At 67.2% G+C, this 15,539-nt stretch carries 15 protein-coding genes; 6 read left to right on the top strand and 9 right to left on the bottom strand.

Going from position 1 to position 15,539, the window contains the following annotated elements; all coding sequences use genetic code 11:
• Positions 1 to 27 precede the first annotated feature (27 nt).
• Positions 28 to 438: an Lrp/AsnC family transcriptional regulator gene (locus ACOQOP_RS01630; RefSeq protein ID WP_420564570.1), complete on the top strand. Its 411-nt coding sequence runs from the start codon at positions 28 to 30 to the stop codon at positions 436 to 438.
• Here the strand turns inward: ACOQOP_RS01630 and ACOQOP_RS01625 are convergent.
• From ACOQOP_RS01625 to ACOQOP_RS01615, 3 genes are all read right to left on the bottom strand, one after another.
• Positions 422 to 2,239: a diguanylate cyclase gene (locus tag ACOQOP_RS01625; RefSeq protein ID WP_420564569.1), complete on the bottom strand. Its 1,818-nt coding sequence runs from the start codon at positions 2,237 to 2,239 to the stop codon at positions 422 to 424. The genes ACOQOP_RS01630 and ACOQOP_RS01625 overlap by 17 nt on opposite strands.
• A 131-nt stretch (positions 2,240 to 2,370) precedes the next feature.
• Entirely contained in the window at positions 2,371 to 4,203 is a 1,833-nt protein-coding gene (locus tag ACOQOP_RS01620; RefSeq protein ID WP_420564568.1) for a sensor domain-containing diguanylate cyclase, read from the bottom strand.
• 122 nt (positions 4,204 to 4,325) lie between these two features.
• A complete protein-coding gene (locus ACOQOP_RS01615; protein ID WP_420564567.1) occupies positions 4,326 to 5,219 on the bottom strand; it encodes a TauD/TfdA dioxygenase family protein in 894 nt (297 codons plus the stop codon).
• A 94-nt stretch (positions 5,220 to 5,313) separates the two neighbouring features.
• Between ACOQOP_RS01615 and ACOQOP_RS01610 the strand changes: the two genes are divergently transcribed.
• A complete protein-coding gene (locus tag ACOQOP_RS01610) occupies positions 5,314 to 6,282 on the top strand; it encodes an aldo/keto reductase (RefSeq protein ID WP_420564566.1) in 969 nt (322 codons plus the stop codon).
• Positions 6,283 to 6,287: 5 nt separating this feature from the next.
• Here the strand turns inward: ACOQOP_RS01610 and ACOQOP_RS01605 are convergent, their stop codons facing one another.
• Complete coding sequence (locus ACOQOP_RS01605) at positions 6,288 to 7,595, bottom strand: MgtC/SapB family protein (protein WP_420564565.1); 1,308 nt, start codon at positions 7,593 to 7,595, stop codon at positions 6,288 to 6,290.
• Between the two features lie 115 nt (positions 7,596 to 7,710).
• Between ACOQOP_RS01605 and ACOQOP_RS01600 the strand changes: the two genes are divergently transcribed.
• Positions 7,711 to 8,952: a Zn-dependent hydrolase gene (locus ACOQOP_RS01600; RefSeq protein WP_420564564.1), complete on the top strand. Its 1,242-nt coding sequence runs from the start codon at positions 7,711 to 7,713 to the stop codon at positions 8,950 to 8,952.
• A gap of 77 nt (positions 8,953 to 9,029) precedes the next feature.
• Here ACOQOP_RS01600 and ACOQOP_RS01595 read toward each other — a convergent pair whose 3' ends face one another.
• The 5 genes from ACOQOP_RS01595 to ACOQOP_RS01575 all read right to left on the bottom strand — a co-directional run bounded on the left by ACOQOP_RS01595 (position 9,030) and on the right by ACOQOP_RS01575 (position 10,884).
• Positions 9,030 to 9,590 (bottom strand): type 1 glutamine amidotransferase domain-containing protein, encoded by a 561-nt coding sequence (locus ACOQOP_RS01595; RefSeq protein WP_420564563.1) that lies wholly within the window; start codon positions 9,588 to 9,590, stop codon positions 9,030 to 9,032.
• Positions 9,591 to 9,771: 181 nt separating this feature from the next.
• Positions 9,772 to 10,002 (bottom strand): hypothetical protein, encoded by a 231-nt coding sequence (locus ACOQOP_RS01590; RefSeq protein WP_420564562.1) that lies wholly within the window; start codon positions 10,000 to 10,002, stop codon positions 9,772 to 9,774.
• A gap of 30 nt (positions 10,003 to 10,032) precedes the next feature.
• A complete protein-coding gene (locus ACOQOP_RS01585) occupies positions 10,033 to 10,212 on the bottom strand; it encodes a hypothetical protein (protein WP_420564561.1) in 180 nt (59 codons plus the stop codon).
• A 197-nt stretch (positions 10,213 to 10,409) separates the two neighbouring features.
• Entirely contained in the window at positions 10,410 to 10,568 is a 159-nt protein-coding gene (locus ACOQOP_RS01580; protein WP_420564560.1) for a hypothetical protein, read from the bottom strand.
• A gap of 106 nt (positions 10,569 to 10,674) precedes the next feature.
• Positions 10,675 to 10,884, bottom strand: coding sequence for a cold-shock protein (locus ACOQOP_RS01575; RefSeq protein WP_420564559.1), 210 nt, complete (start codon positions 10,882 to 10,884; stop codon positions 10,675 to 10,677).
• Positions 10,885 to 11,349: 465 nt separating this feature from the next.
• Here ACOQOP_RS01575 and ACOQOP_RS01570 point away from each other — a divergent pair, with 465 nt between their 5' ends.
• The 3 genes from ACOQOP_RS01570 (at position 11,350) to ACOQOP_RS01560 (ending at position 15,390) form a co-directional block, all read left to right on the top strand.
• Positions 11,350 to 13,239 carry a TonB-dependent receptor gene (locus tag ACOQOP_RS01570; RefSeq protein ID WP_420564558.1) on the top strand — a complete coding sequence of 630 codons (1,890 nt, stop codon included), beginning with the start codon at positions 11,350 to 11,352 and terminating at the stop codon, positions 13,237 to 13,239.
• A 16-nt stretch (positions 13,240 to 13,255) separates the two neighbouring features.
• The gene (locus ACOQOP_RS01565) at positions 13,256 to 14,365 is read left to right on the top strand and encodes a PepSY-associated TM helix domain-containing protein (protein ID WP_420564557.1); all 1,110 of its coding nucleotides are present in this window, start codon (positions 13,256 to 13,258) and stop codon (positions 14,363 to 14,365) included.
• Between the two features lie 80 nt (positions 14,366 to 14,445).
• Positions 14,446 to 15,390, top strand: a complete 945-nt coding sequence (locus tag ACOQOP_RS01560; RefSeq protein ID WP_420564556.1) for an agmatinase — start codon at positions 14,446 to 14,448, stop codon at positions 15,388 to 15,390.
• Positions 15,391 to 15,539 lie beyond the last annotated feature (149 nt).

Here is a 15,539-nt window from a genome sequence, read left to right as displayed (position 1 = left end):
TTGGACCTGCTGCAGCGGGATGCGGGGATGGCCTTGGCCGACATCGCCGGTGCGGTGGGCCTGTCCACCACCCCCTGCTGGCGGCGCATCCAGCGGCTGGAGAAGGACGGGGTCATCAGCCGCCGGGTCGCCCTGCTGGATCGCGAGAGGATCGCGCTGGGGGTGACGGTGATCGTGCGGGTCCGCACCAACCGGCACGACATGGAGTGGCTTGAGCAGTTCGCCCGCACGGTCGACGACATCGACGAGATCGTCGAGGTCTATCGGATGAGCGGCGATATCGACTATGTGCTGAAGGTCGTGGTCCCCGACATCGCCACCTACGACGCGATCTACAAGCGGCTGATCACTGCCGTGCCGCTGATGGACGTGAGTTCCAACTTCGCCATGGAGGAGATCAAGTTCTCCACCCGGCTACCGCTCAGTTACGCGCCGTAGCGCCGCCGGCCAGCGGCTTCAGCTCCACGACGGTGCCCGGGGTCGGCTGACCCTGATCCACGCGGCCGGCCAGGTCGGAATAGGCCCACACCGCATTGCGTCCGGCCTTCTTGGCGGCATAGAGCGCGGTATCCGCCATGGCGATCAGTGTCGCCTCCTCCTCGTCGGCCCCGTCGCCGATCCGTACCAGCCCGGCGCTGAGCGTATGACCGATCATCGCCCTGCCGTAGCGGGTGGGCGTGTCGGCGAAACGGCGGCGGACCCGCTCGGCCACCGAGCGGGCGGTCTCCTCGGTCTCGGCCTCGAACAGCAGGATAAACTCCTCGCCGCCGAACCGGGCCGTCAGGTCGTTGGCGCGGAACTCGCGGCGCAGCATGGCGGCGAAATGGGTCAGGACGGCGTCGCCCGCCGCATGGCTGTAGGTATCGTTGATATCCTTGAACCGGTCGAGGTCGATCAGCACCAGCCAGAGCTTGCCCGGCCACATCCCGACCTGCTTCAGCTGCAGCACCTTGGAATCGAATCCCCGGCGGTTCAGCAGTCCCGTCAGGGCGTCCCGGCTGGCGGCGGCCTCCGCAGCAATCCGCCTGACCTCCTGGCCGCGCAGCCATTGGCCGAGCGAGGCGCTGAGCAGAAGGGCCTCGATCACGATCCCGACGAAGACCAGGCGGATCAGCACGATGTGCGAGATCCCGGAATACGGCACGAAGGCCGCGGTGACGCTGGCGGTCAGCAGGGTCGCAACCAGGACCAGGACCCAGCCGAGCACCATCCAGGAGGCGTAGTTCAGCCCGTCGCGCCGCCACGCGACCCAGCTCAGCCAGGTCATGCAGACCGGCATGGTCAGCAGCGAGAAATAGACCAGCGGGGTCTCCAGGGCCGGCACGTTCAGCAGCAGGGCCAGGACCGTCGCCACCGCGTAGAAGGCCACGGCACCGCGCAGCACGATGTTCTGCCGGGGATGCAGCCGCGCGATGTCCAGGTGACGCCGCGCGAATTCGTAGGCCGACCCGGTCAGCAGAAACACCGACCAGCTGAAGCCCAGGGTCTGCAGCCAGGCGCTGCCCGGGAACAGGAGCTGCAGGCCGACGCCGGAGAACACCACGTAGGTGATGGCGACGCTGGCCATGTAGACCGCATAAACGATCATGCGGCTCTGACGCATGAAGATGCCGTAGAGCAGCCAGAACGACGCCGCGGTCGTCAGGCAGCCGATCCAGAACACGAAGAACGCCATGTTGGCCACGGCATGGCGTTCGAAGCCCCGCTCGCTCCAGAGCATCAGGTTGAGATGGATCGGAATCGGATGGTCGTTGCCGAACCGCACCGCCACCTCGCGCCGCTCACCCGCCGGCACGGTGACGGTCACCGCCGGCCCGGCGAAGGCGAGCGGACGGTCCTCATAGGCCTGCAGGGGGTCGTAGTCGCCGCGCACGACCGATCCGTCGGGGGCGACGGCGAACAGGGTGAAGGTGGTCAGCCGCATGACATCGTGGGTGACGACGACCTCGCGCTGCGCGGTGGTGTCGTTGACGATCGAGAAGCGCATCCAGGTCTTGGTCCGGGTCACCCCGCGCTTCCGGTTCGCCTCGCTGGCCAGCTGCCAACCGTCGCTGTCCAGGGCCGCCTCCAGCGACAGCGCCGTGTCGGGCTCGACGAGAAACCGCGCGTGGCCGAGGAGGCTCATGTCGTCCTCCAGCGAGGACAACGCGATCGCCGGCGGTGCGATGGCATCGGAAGCCCCGGCCGGATTGGCCAGCAGCACCAGGAGAGCGATCAGGGCCAGGGTCACGGAGCGCACGGGCAGGCCGTCTTCAACGGATCACGGGGCGATCGGCGGCCCGAACCGTTCGACCAGCCGGCAATCGTTGGCATTATCCTTAAAATCCAGCGGTCGAAAAGGCCCGTTACGCGGCCGATGCCGCCTGCCGCTCAGTTCCGGGCCGATGCGGGTCCCGTCAGCGTGGCCAGTTCCACGACCTTTCCCGGGGTGGGCTGCTCGTGTCCCTCCAGCCCGGCCAGGTCCGAATAGGCCCGCACCACGTTCCGTCCGGCGTGCTTGGCGGCATAGAGCGCGGTATCCGCCATGGCGATCAGCGTCGCCTCCTCCTCGTCCGGCCCATCGCCGACCCGCACCAGGCCGGCGCTCAGGGTATGGCCGATCATCGCCCCCTGGTAGCGCGTCGGCGTGTCGGCGAACCGCTGGCGCACCCGGTCGGCCACCGAGCGGGCGGCCTCCTCAGTCTCGGCCTCGAACAGCAGGATGAATTCCTCGCCGCCGAACCGGGCGGTCACGTCGTTCGCGCGGAACTCTCGGCGCAGCATGCTCGCGAAATGGGTCAGCACCACGTCGCCGGCGGCGTGGCTGTAGGTGTCGTTGATGTCCTTGAAGCGATCCAGGTCGATCAGCACCAGCCACAGCTTCCCCGGCCACACCCCGGCCCGCTTCAGCTGCACGACATGGGCGTCGAAGCCGCGCCGGTTCAGCAGGCCGGTCAGCGAGTCGCGGCTGGCAGCGGTCTCGGCGGCGATCAGCCGGACCTCCTGCCCGCGCAGCCACTGGGCCAGGGAGGCACTGAGCAGCAGGCTTTCGACCACCGTGCTGGCGAAGACGAGCCGCAGGAAGTCCGCCTGGGACAGGTCGATGAAGGGGAGGTCCATCACGCTGCTGAAGACACCCAGGACCGACGAGATCGCGACCCCGGTCCAGCCCACCACCATCCAGCTTGCATAGGACAGGCCGTCCCGGCGCCAGGCGACCCAACTCAGCCAGGCGACATAGATCGGGCAGCCGGTCACCGCGATGAACGTCAGTGGCGCCTCGATCTCCGGGAAGCGCGTGGGGAACGACACGACCGCCGCGCAGAGCCAGGCGGCAGTGCCCAGGCGCATGATCCGGTCGTGACCCGGATGCAGCCTGCCCATGTCGAGATGGCGGCGCGCGAAGTCGAGACAGGCGGCACCGACGCAGAACATCGCCCAGTGAAAGCCCAGCTCCCGCAGCCAGACGGTCGAGGTGAACAGCAACTGCTCGCCGACGCCGGAGAAGATCAGGTACACCGCCACCAGGCTGGCCATGTACAGCGAGTAGATCACCATGCGGACCTGCCGCATGAACAACCCGTAGAGCAGCCAGAATGCGGCGGCCGTCGACAGGCAACCGACCAGGAAGACGATGAAGGTGGTCGTCAGCAGGAGATGGCGCTCGAACCCCTGGTCGCTCCACAGGTTGAGGTCGGTGTTCATCGGCACCGGATAGGCATTGGCGAAGACGACCGTCACCTCGCGCTCCTGGCCGGCCGGCACCGCGATCGAGACGGCGGGAAGCGGCGAGGACACCGCCCGCTGGTCGAACGGCTGCGACGGGTCCAGGTCGGCGCGGGTGACGCTGCCGTTCGGCGCCGTCACGAAGACGGTGAAGGAGGTCAGGTGCGCCATGTCATGGCTGGCCACCACCTGGCGCGCCGCCCCGGTGTCGTTGCGCAGCCGGAAGCGGACCCAGAAGCGGTCGTCGGTGATGCCGGCGTTCCGCAGCTCCGACTCCAGCGGGCGCCAGTCCTGCGAGGCCAGCGCCTCGGCGAGGTCGAACGACCGTCCCGTCTCCCGCAGCACCAGGGCCTGGTCGAAGAGTTCAATCCCGTCGCCCAGCATGGACAGGGCGATGGTCGGGATCCCGGACGGCTGCACCGGCTGGCACAGGGCCGGGCGGACAACCGCCAGGGCGCCGCAGATCGAAATCAGGAGCAGAAACACACGACTGGGCATGCCATTTCCATCAGGTCAGGAACGATCGGCGCCCAATCTGCTCACATGGCCGGCAGCCTAATCCTCGCGCATTTTACGGGTTATGCGGTCAAATCCCATAGTCTTGGGGGGCACTGCCTGCATTATCCCGCATAGGCTGCCGGTTTCAGGGCGCCCTTGACCTGGGTGCGGCGCATCAGCCGGCGCGCCGTCGCGTCGAACGGATCGCGACGGTGCATGGTCGCCCGGTTGTCCCACATCAGGACATCACCGACCCGCCAATTGTGGCGGTAGGCGTTCTCCTCGCGGGTGGCATAGGCCCAGAGCTCGTCCAGCAGCGCCTCCGACTCCGCCAGATCCAACCCCTCGATATGGGCCATGCGGCGGCGGCCGAGATAGAGCAGGGGCTGGCCGGTATTCGGATGGGCGATGACCACCGGGTGATAGGTGCCCGGGCTCTGACGCGGATCATCGGTCGGGGTCACACCCTGGCGCACATAGCCGCCGGAATTGTAGGTGCCGTCATGCTTGATCCGCAGGCCCCGCGCCCGGCGCTTCAGGTCATCCGGCAGGGCGTTGTAGGCGGCGTTCATACCGCACAGCCAGGTATCGCCACCGGCTGGCGGCACCTCGATCGCGTGCAGCATGGAGATGTCCGGCGGGGCCGCGAGATAGGACATGTCCGTGTGCCAGACCGCCTCCCCCGCACCGAGGCTGCCGATCTCCTTGCCGTCCGGTCCCTTGATGTTGGAGACCAGATAGACCTCCGGCAGGCCGGGGACCGCCGTCTGGCCATTCTCCATGATCGGCGCGTGGTCGAGATCGCCAAACCGGCGGCTGAAGGCCACGAGCTGCTCCGGCGACAGGTCCTGGCCGCGGAACAGCAGCCCCGCATACCGGTCGAAGGATTTCTGGATGAAGGCGAACTGGGCGTCGTCCACATGGGCGAGGTCGATACCAAGGATCTCGGCGCCAACGACGGGGGTCAGCGGGCGGGCCTCCGGGCCCGGTTTCGCGGATGGTGCGGCACTGCTCATCATATCCTCCCGTATTCCCTGTTTTTTCCAAGGCTACACCCGAGCGGGCCGCGCCTGCTAGCTTTGCTGCAACGGTCGACTGAGGGAGAGAGACATGGAACAGCGCAACCTAGGGCCGTTCGGTCCGGTCAGCGCCCTGACGCTGGGTGGCGGCGGGATCGGGCACCTGTGGGGCAAGACGACCCGCGAGGAATGCGTCGCGACGGTGAAGGCGGCCGTCGATGGCGGCATCACCCTGCTCGACATGGCGCCGCGCTATGGCGACGGCGAGGCGGAGTCGGTGATCGGCGAGGCGTTCGGCGGCAACCTGCCGGCGGGCGTTCGGGTGACGACGAAATGCCTGCTCGGCGGCACGCCCCCGGCGGAGATCGAGGCCCGGCTGCGGAGCTCCATCGCCACCAGCCTGAAGCTGATGAAGCTGGAGAAGGTCGACCTGTTCTTCCTGCACTCCAACGTGGCGCCCGACGACCATCCCATGCGCGGCCATCCGGACGCGGCATTGCGGGTCACGCCCTATTCGGTGTTCTGCGAGCATGTGCGCCCGCTGTTCGAGGCCTTCGTCGCGGAAGGGCTGATCGGCGCCTGGGGCCTCACCGGGATCGGCCAGCCGGACGCGATCATCAAGCTGCTGGGCGAGAGCCCCGCCCCGGCCGCGGTCCAGGCGATCAGCAACCCGATCGACAGCCCCGGCGCGCTGAAGTTCTACGACGGCCCGACCAAACAGCGCGAGGTGATCGCCACCGCCAAGGCCAACGGGGTCGGCGTGCTCGGCATCAAGGCGGTGCAGGCGGGCGCCCTGTCCGCCGAGCTCGACCGTCCCCTGCCCGACGATCACCCGGAGATGCTCGACTACAAACGCGCCGCCGGATGGCGCAAGCTCGCTCTGGAGATCGGCGAGGATCCGGCGGACCTCGCCCACCGCTATGCCCTGACCATGGACGGCGTCGACACCGTTGTGCTGGGCGTGAAGAACCGCCGGGAGCTGGACATGGCGCTGGCGGCCGAAGCGCGGGGACCGTTGGACCCCGACCTCGTCCGACGCATCGACGCCAGCTTCGACTGACCGGTTCAGCCGATCAGGCCGCGCGCCAGGATCGCCCCGGCGGCGATCAGCACGGAAGCCCCGAACAGGCCGGCGATCCCGATGGCGAGCCGCCGGTCGCCCAAGGCGGCCACCATGGCCGTCTTGGAGACCATGTTGGCGATCACGGCGACGCAGATGATGTCCGCGATGGGGATACCGTCTACGGCAGCCGCCGCGCCCTCCTCCGCCGCGCCCTCCCCCGCCGTCTGGGCAAGGCGGGCCATGGTGATGGTCAGGGCGTCCACATCCGCCAGACCGGTGATCGCGGCCACCACCAGCAGTCCCGCGCCGGCGAACAGCGACCGGCCGACGCTGGCCGCCAGCGAGACAAGGCCGACCAGGAGAGCCATCAGCACGCTCTCGCCGATCGGTACCGGCGCGTCGATCATGTCGGCGAGACCGCCCGCGGTCTCCGAGGCGGGACGGTGCACCAGCCGCCAGAGCATCCAGGCGACGGAGAGCAGGCCGATCGGCGCGAGCACGGTGACGAGGTCGGCCAGCAGCGCCGGCGCGATCAGCCCGGCAACGACGGCGACGCGCGCCACCATGACGGCGTTTGCCGCCGCGATGGCGCCGGCCAGGGCGGGCGCCAGCCCCGGTTGCCCGCGGCTCAGGCGGGCCGACGCCAGGGTGACCGCCGTCGACGAGACCAGCCCCCCGGCCAGCCCGAACAGCAGCGGGCCGGCCCTGGGCCCCATCAGTTTGACCAGCCAGTAGCCGAGGAAGGAGATCGTGGCGAGCGCCACTGCGATCATCCCGATCTGCCGCGGGTTCACCAGCCCGTCGGGGCCGAGATCGGCATCGGGGAGGACCGGCAACACGACCACGGCAAGCACCAGCAGCTTGATCGCCGCCTCCAGCTCCTGTTCCGCCAGGCCCTTGAGGAAGCGGTGCAGCGGCGCCTTCGCCTCGAGCATGGCGGCGACCAGCGCACCACCGGCGGCCGCATAGGCCGGGAAGCCCCAGCCGGAGAAGACCGCGAGCAGGAAGGTCGTCAGCGCCGCCACCTCGGTGGTCAGGCCCAGGTCACGGGTATCGGCGCGCAGGTACGAGACGACCAGCAGCCCGGCGAGCGCGAGCAGCCCCGCGCCCACTAGCAGCGCATCGCCGACCAGGCCCAGGATGCCGCCCGCCATGCCGATCAGGGTGAAGGTCCGCAGGCCCATCGTCCGGGCACCGGATTCCAGCGCCCGCTGGCTCCAGCCACGCTCGATCCCGACGATCGCGCCGATCGCGATCGCCACCGCAAAACGCACCAGCGTCGCCTCTTCCACTAGCCAGTCTGCTTCCATGGCGACAGCGTAGCGCAGAACAAACCGCGCCGGGGACGGTCTGAGTGTCTCGTCCGGGCCTGCCCGACCGGCTAGCATGCGCCGGTCCCTACAACGGCTCACTCCGGAGTTCAGCATGGCCCGCAATTCCATCGCCATCGACGGCGCGCGGTTCTGGTCGACCATCGAGGCCTCAGCCGAGATCGGCAAGGGACCGCGCGGCGGCCTCGCCCGGCTGACCCTGAGCCAGGCCGATGGCGAGGTGCGCGACCTGTTCGCGACCTGGTGCACCGATGCCGGCTATGCGCTGACCGTGGACAGGCTCGGCAACATGTTCGCCCGCTGCCCGGGAAGCCACGACGACCTGCCGCCCGTGGTGATCGGCAGCCATCTGGACACCCAGGCCGCCGGCGGCCGGTTCGACGGCATCGTCGGCGTCCTGGCGGGCCTGGAGATCCTGCGGTCGCTCGACGACCAGGGGATCGAGACCAAGCGGCCGATCGAGGTGGTGAACTGGACCAACGAGGAAGGCGGGCGCTTTCCCCCGCCCATGCTCTGCTCCGGGGTGTTCGCCGGCATCCACGATCTGGACTGGGCGCTTGGCCGCACCGACGAGGACGGCATCACCGTGGCCGACGCCCTGAACGCCATCGGCTACGCCGGCGACGCCCCGGTCGGCGGCCGTGACTTCGACAGCTATTTCGAGATCCATATCGAGCAGGGCCCGGCCCTCTATGAGGCAGGCGTCAAGCTCGGCCTGGTCACCGGCACCTATTTCGCCCGCGGCATGCGGATCGAGGTGACGGGGGTCAATGCCCATAGCGGACCGACCCCGATGGACCGCCGCCGCAATGCCATCGTCGGCGCCGCCACGGTGGCGCTGGAGGTCGACCGGATCGGGCTCAAATATGCGGATCGGGAAGCGAAATCTACCGTCGCCCGGCTGGAGGCCTGGCCGAACAAGCCGGGCATCATCTCCGACCGGGCGACCCTGTTCGTGGATTTCCGCTCGCCCGACAAGGACCTGACCGAGACCATGGAGGCGGAGATCCGTCACGCCCTGGTGGACTGCGCCCAGCGCTCGCGCACGGACGTGGCGGTCGGCGATGCCTGGAGCTTCAACACCCCGGTCTTCGACGCTGGGCTGCAGGACCTGATCCGCGACACCGCGAAGGGTCAGGGGGTGGAGCTGATGGAGCTGCGCAGCCAGGCCGGCCACGATGCCTACAACATCGCCAAGATCGCCCCGTCGGTCCTGATCTTCACCCCCTGCGACGAGGGGATCAGCCATAACGAGGCGGAGAACACGTCGCTGGAGGACCAGCTTCCGGGCATCCAGGTGCTGGCGGAGGCGGTGGTCGCCCGGGCGAACCGGTAGAGCGGCCCCCATAGACAATCCCCCTCCCGGAGGCCGGAAGGGGGACTGCAGTCACATCGCATCATCAGGTCAGGCGATCAGGCGGCTTTTCGGTCGTGCCGGCCTTCCTGGACCTCTTCGATGATCTTGTCGCAGAACGCCCGCAGGTCGTCGGGCTTGCGCGAGGTGATCAGGCCCTGGTCGGTCACGACCTCGGAATCCTCCCACAATCCGCCGGCGTTCTTCACGTCGGTCTGGATCGAGCCGTAGGAGGTGACGTTGCGGCCCTTCACGACCCCGGCTTCCACGAGGAGCCAGGGGCCGTGGCAGATCGCGGCCACCGTCTTGCCGGAATTGAAGAACGAGCGCACGAGCTCGACGGCCTTGGCGTTTGCCCGCAGCACATCCGGGTTGATCTGACCGCCCGGCAGGACCAGCGCGTCGAAATCCTCGACCTTGGCGTCGCCGAGATCCATGTCGACATCCACGGTCTCGCCCCAATCCTTCTCGTCCCAGCTCTTGATCGCGCCGGACTCGGGCGACACGACGGTCACCTTGGCGCCGGCCTCCTCAAGCCGCCGCTTCGGCTCGAACAGCTCGGATTTCTCGAACCCATGGGTCGCGAGAATGGCGATCTTGGCGTCGGCGATATTCGGCATCGTATTCTCCATGCAGTCTCAGTGGGGTCCGCCCCCGCCGATAGCTGTCGACCATCGATGCACCAACAAGGGTGCGGCCGCGGCTCCGGCATTCGTGTCAGGTAACGGATGACCCTGCCGAGGCGTTCCAAGATTTTTCCATCGAGGGCGCCTGCGGAGAGAAAGGCCGGATCGAACGAGGCTAAGCCTCGGTGATTGACTTGATTTTGGCCCGCCGACGGTTCGAGCGCTGGGCGATCTCATTGTCCTGGTCCTCGATCGCGGTGCGGGCGAGATCCAGCAGGTTGTCCCCCATGGACTGATCGAGCCGATCGTTCTCGACCCGTCGGTTGGACGTGATCGACCCGTCTTCATAGGTGACGTTGAACATCGTGAACGTCGCCGGCTTCGTCTTGGATTTGTTGCGCGCCATGTGGTCACCTCTGTCGGGGGTAGATGCGGATCAAGCCACGCGGATGGCGGCGCTCTTGCCGAAGGTGTCGGACAGGAGCGTCTTGGCATGGCGGATCATCTTCCGACCTGCCGGTGCGCCGATGGTGAAGACGCTGCGGCCGCCGATCTGCGTGTGGGTCACATAGGAATGCAGGCCGTAGGTGATCAGGAAATTGTCTGCGTTCTTCATGGTAGGTCCTTTAGGTCGTCCAGCCTGATCGGGTTGCGCGTCAAGGCAGGGCCGAGCGCGGCGATCGCTGGATCATGTGAAAAGCCTGGCGGGATCTGCGGGATCGCGATCCAGCGGCCAAGGAGGGCGCCGGCGGAACTCTGCCGCCGGTCGCCGCATCGGATCAGGACAATGTCGGTCCGACGCTCGTTCGGGATCTATTCGTCGCCCTGCGGTGGCGTCTCAGACGCGTCCGACGACGGGTCTGCCGAAGTGTCGGCGCCGCGCTTCTTATCGGCCAGACGCTTGGCTTTCTTCTCCGCCTTCAGGCGTTCGCGCTCTCTGCGCTCGAAACTGTAGTTCGGCTTGGCCGCCATGGCGTCGTCATCCTCTGGAGTCTGCCCGCCCCGCTGGTCGGCGCGTTCACGCCGCAGGATCCGCCCCGAACGATGGCCGGAGCGGGTCGTGTGTCTTGGGTCGGTGTCAGCCGATAATGGCGAGGTTCTCGGCGGCCGGCTTGCCGTTTCGGCCGGTCTGCAGCTCGAAGGAAACCTTCTGACCTTCGTTCAGCGACTGAAGGCCGGCGCGCTCGACGGCGGAGATGTGAACGAAGGCGTCGCTGCCGCCATTTTCCGGCTCGATGAAGCCGAAGCCCTTGGTCGGGTTGAACCACTTAACAGTACCAGTAGCCATGGAGATGTCCTCTAACAGGCGTTACGAATCCGCAGGCTCGGCTCGACCGAGGCGGAGAATATAGCGATAGCATTGTTAGGGGATATCTAAGCTAAACGGTGTACCGTCGGTCCAGGCAGCACCAAACAAATGTATCAACTACCGTCCTGACTTAGTCTCTTTCCAAGAAATGTCAATGCAAACCACCGACGGCCGATTGGTCGCTTTCCGAGAAACCCTGCTTCATTTTCATCGCCGTATCGAAATTTTTGACCTTCCCGGCGTTCGCGGCGCCCTCGATAAAACCCTAAATCCGCGACCTATTGCGAACGCTACTAAGAATCGTTTGCAATAAGAAATTCACACCGACATACTCCGCGCGCCTCGGGTGGGAGCGGGGCGCATACGCAACCTTGACCGGGGGGTCACCGGAGCATGTCGGCACGGACGCTCGCAGGCGCATTTGGCGCGCTGAGCTTTTCACTCATGACGACGACCGCGATGGCGGAAGTCTTTGATCTCAAGCCGGTGGTCGTCACCGGCAGCACTCTTCACGAATCCCAGCAGATCCGCTCCAAGGTGGATGGCGCCTATAACAGCAGCCGCTCCGCCTCCGAGGTCGATGGGAGCGTCATCCAGAACCTGAACCCGATCAACGCCGGCGACGCCCTGCGCTACAATGCTACCGGCCTGATCAACCAGCCGGGCAACGGCGACCGGTTCGGCGGCGGCACCAAGATCCGCACCTTCGGCGACTGGGGCGCCTCCCAGTCGATCGATGGACTTCCCGCCATCAAGTTCCAGGGCGGCGACGGCGGCGGCTACGGCAACACGGCCATCCCGACCATCGCAATCGACAAGCTGACCGTGCAGAAAGGCGGCCGCGGCGTCAGCTACGGCGACGGCACCGACGGCGGCGTGGTCGAGACCCGCATCAAGTCCGGCCGCGACTACACCGACCACCAGGCGCTCAGCCTGGATGCCAGCACTGCGCGCGAGGGTCTGGCCCAGGGCGAGGTCGCCGACCATGACGGCAACTGGGACTACTATGCCGCCGCCAGCGCCTTCTATGGCCAGTACGACGGCGATCCGGAGAACCTGGACGAGCAGTCGGTCCTCGGGGGCCTCGGCAAGGTCGGCTACAACTTCAGCACGGACACCCGCCTGGAAGTCCTGGCCATCGGCGACCGCAACCGGCCCGACATCATCCGCAACGGCACTGTGGAGCCGATCGAGAACCACACCCTGTTCGGCTCGGCCACGTTGGATCACCGGCTGAACGATGCCCAGGCCCTGCAGTTCGGCGTACTCGCCTCGGACGCGCAGACCAAGTGGGATGCCCGGTCGCGCGACCGCAGCGTCGCCAACCAGATCCTCTTCGCCAACCACTTCCTGAGCACGTCCCTGTCGGACAGCATCGACTATGACGGCTCGGTCGGCGCCGAGGTGAAGCGCACCAACATGGAGCGCGACGGGATCTGGGATAACACCTTCACCGACTACGCGGTGAAGTCGACCAACGCGATCACCATCAACGACAACCTCGTGCTGACCGGGGGCCTGCGCCACACCTGGTTCAACAACGACGTCGAATACAACGGGGTCGAGCAGGACAACCTGGCGACCGACGGCCTGTTCTCCTATCAGCTCGGCGCGTCCTACAGCGTGTTCGAGCAGACCCGGGTCCGTGTGTCCTACGCCTCGGGCTACAACCGCTTCTTCGAGAAGTACGGCAATTTCGGCACCGACGTGCTCGACACCGCCGGGGCCGGCGACGAGGTGGTCGAGTCCACCACGATGGAAGTCGGCGTGAACCAGGGCTGGGCCGGCGGCTATGTCGATCTCGCCCTGTACAACATCGTCCAGGAGAACGTGCCACGGCGGAACAACGGCGCGATCGAGAGCGTGGAGGTCGATCAGTCCGGTTTCGAGGCCGAGGTCTTCACCAGGATCACCGACCGTCTGACCGCATCGGCCGGCTACATGCGGGTGATCGACGTGGAGGCGACCCGGGCCGACGGAACCGAGGTCAACTCCAACATCTTCTGGGACGGCCAGGCCGCCTCGGTGCCGGAGAACCAGTTCAGCCTGCGCCTCGACTATCGGGCGACGGACACCATCGGGCTGTGGACCGCCGCATATCACTCTACCGGCTATGACGCGGTCGATTCCGACGGCAACGTGACCAAGCGCGACGGCTTCACCCGCTGGGACATGGGTGCGAGCTGGTGGGCCACCGACAACTGGGCCCTGCGGGCGCGGGTGGAGAACCTCCTCGACGAGCGTGACTTCGGCACAACCGTTCAGGGTGCTACCGTGAACGACGACGGCAAACTCGGCCGCGTGTTCTGGCTCGGCACCGACATCATCTTCTGAGGAAGGGCGGACACCCATGCGGTACCGAAACCTGCGACGACTGCACCTCTGGGTGTCGCTGCTCACCGCGGTGCCGCTCCTGGTTCTGAGCCTCACCGGCGCGCTGTTGGTGTACGCACCCGAGTTGCAGCGCGCGCTCGATGGCGAGGCTCGGAACACCGGCCCGGTCGGCGCATCGCTGTCTCCCACCGCGATCGTCGATCGGGTCTCCCAACAACGGCCCGATCTGAGGATCTGGTCCATCGGGGTCAACCGGGACGACGTCTGGACCGCTTGGCTGGCCGACGGGGCCGGCGTGCTGCGGATCGACCCGACCAGCGGCGACATTCTGGACCACTTCCATCCCAAGGACCGGTTCGAGGGCTGGGTGACCGCCCTGCACCGGCGCTATCTGGTGGACGGGCCGGCGGCGAAGTGGGTGCGCCATGGGGTCTCGGCGGTCGCCCTGCTGCTGATCGTCCAGTTCGCCATCGGCCTGTGGCTGTGGCTCAAGCCTCCGACCCCGTTCCGCCGCCTGTCGGTCAGCTTCCGTCAGGGCACGCGCTTCGGCATCCTGCGCCTGCATCAGGCGACCGGCATCGCCACCTTCCTCATCCTCACCGCCGTCTCCCTGACGGGCATGGCCATGTATTGGCATGACCCGATGCGGGTGGCGCTGGAATGGGTCACCGGCTCCAAGGTGGAGGAGCCGCAGCCGCCGAAAGAGGATGGCTACCCACCGCTGCCGAACATCGACGAGGCCCTGGACGTCGCGCAGGCGGCGGTTCCGGGCGCGACGCTGAGCTACTTCCGCCTGCCACGCCGGTCCGGTGATTCCCTGGTCGCCGGGCTGATGCCCGAAGGTGCGGGCGAGGGTCAGGCGACCCGGGTCTGGATCGGCGACGATCCGGCACGGGTGCTCTACGTCTACGCCGCCAGCGAGGCCAACCTTGCCACCACCATCTGGCACATGCGCTACATCATCCATGTCGGCAAATTTGGCGGCCCGATCATCCGCGCACTCTGGGTGATCGTCGCCCTGATCCCCACTGGCTTCGTGGTCTCCGGCCTCTGGCTCTATCTGGGCCGGCGCAGCCGAGAGTCCCAGGCGCGCTCCCGCAACCGGACGCTCGCACCCGCCGAGTAATCCGCTACTTAGCGGATTGCCCGGACCGGGCGGTCCGTGGTGCTGTTCTTCCCGTCAAACAGTCACAGGGAGACCAGACCATGGCGGGTGATCCGAGGTTTCAGCCGGTCGACGCGGCGGTGGTGCCGCGCTTCGCCGATGTCGCCACCTTCATGCGCACCAAGCGCCACGAGGTGCACAGGGACGTCGATATCGGCCTGGTCGGCGTGCCCTTCGACCTCGGGGTGAACTACCGCACCGGCGCCCGCCAGGGCCCGGCCGGCGTGCGCGAGGCCTCCCGCCTGATCCGCAAGGTGCACCCGACCCTCGGCACGAAACCCTTCGAGCTGTGCAACGTCGCCGATCTGGGCGACGCCCCGGTCAACCCGCTGGACAAGGTCGCCTCCATCGACCTGATCCAGAAGTTCTTCGAGGAGCTGCGGGAGAACGCGATCACCCCGATCTCCATCGGCGGCGACCACACAATCCCGACGCCGATCCTGCGCGGTCTGGTGAAGGACGGCCCGGTCGGCATCCTGCAGATCGACAGCCATCCGGACACCCTGCCCGACCTGTGCGGCGACACCCTGAACCACGCGACCTTCATGCGGATGGGGATCGACGAGGGTTGGATCGACCCCAAGCGGGTGGTCCAGCTCGGCCTGCGCGGCAGCCGGTTCGGTGACGACATCCAGTACGGTCTCGACCAGGGCTTCACCGTCATCACCATCGACGACTACGAGGAGATAGGCCGGGCGGAGACGATCAGGCGGATTCATGGCGCGCTGGGCGACCAGCCGTTCTACCTGACCCTGGACATCGACGGGGTAGATCCGTCCTTCTGCCCGGGCACAGCGGTGCCGGAGATCGGCGGCCTGATTCCGCGCGACCTGCAGGTGATCATCCGGTCGCTGGCCGGCAAGCCGATCATCGGCGCCGACATCAGCGAGATCGCTCCGTGCTTCGACCCGACCGGCATCACCTGCGTGACAGCGGCCAACCTGATGTTCGAGATGCTCTGCGCGATCGCGGAGGGGCGGAAGTAGCGACCTTCGCCCCATCATCCTCTTTCCGTCATCCCGGGAGCGCCCGGACTTGATCCGGGTGCTGCCCGGGACCGGGATCAAGGCGGCTTGGTCCCGGCCGATCCCCGGATCAAGTCCGGGGTTCGCCGGGATGACGATTTTTGTGAGAG

The sequence above is a fragment of the Thalassobaculum sp. genome, from assembly GCF_965223715.1.
Lineage (GTDB): Bacteria > Pseudomonadota > Alphaproteobacteria > Thalassobaculales > Thalassobaculaceae > Thalassobaculum.
Note: the sequence above shows the minus strand (reverse complement) of the source record. Positions and strands in the feature narration are given on the sequence as shown.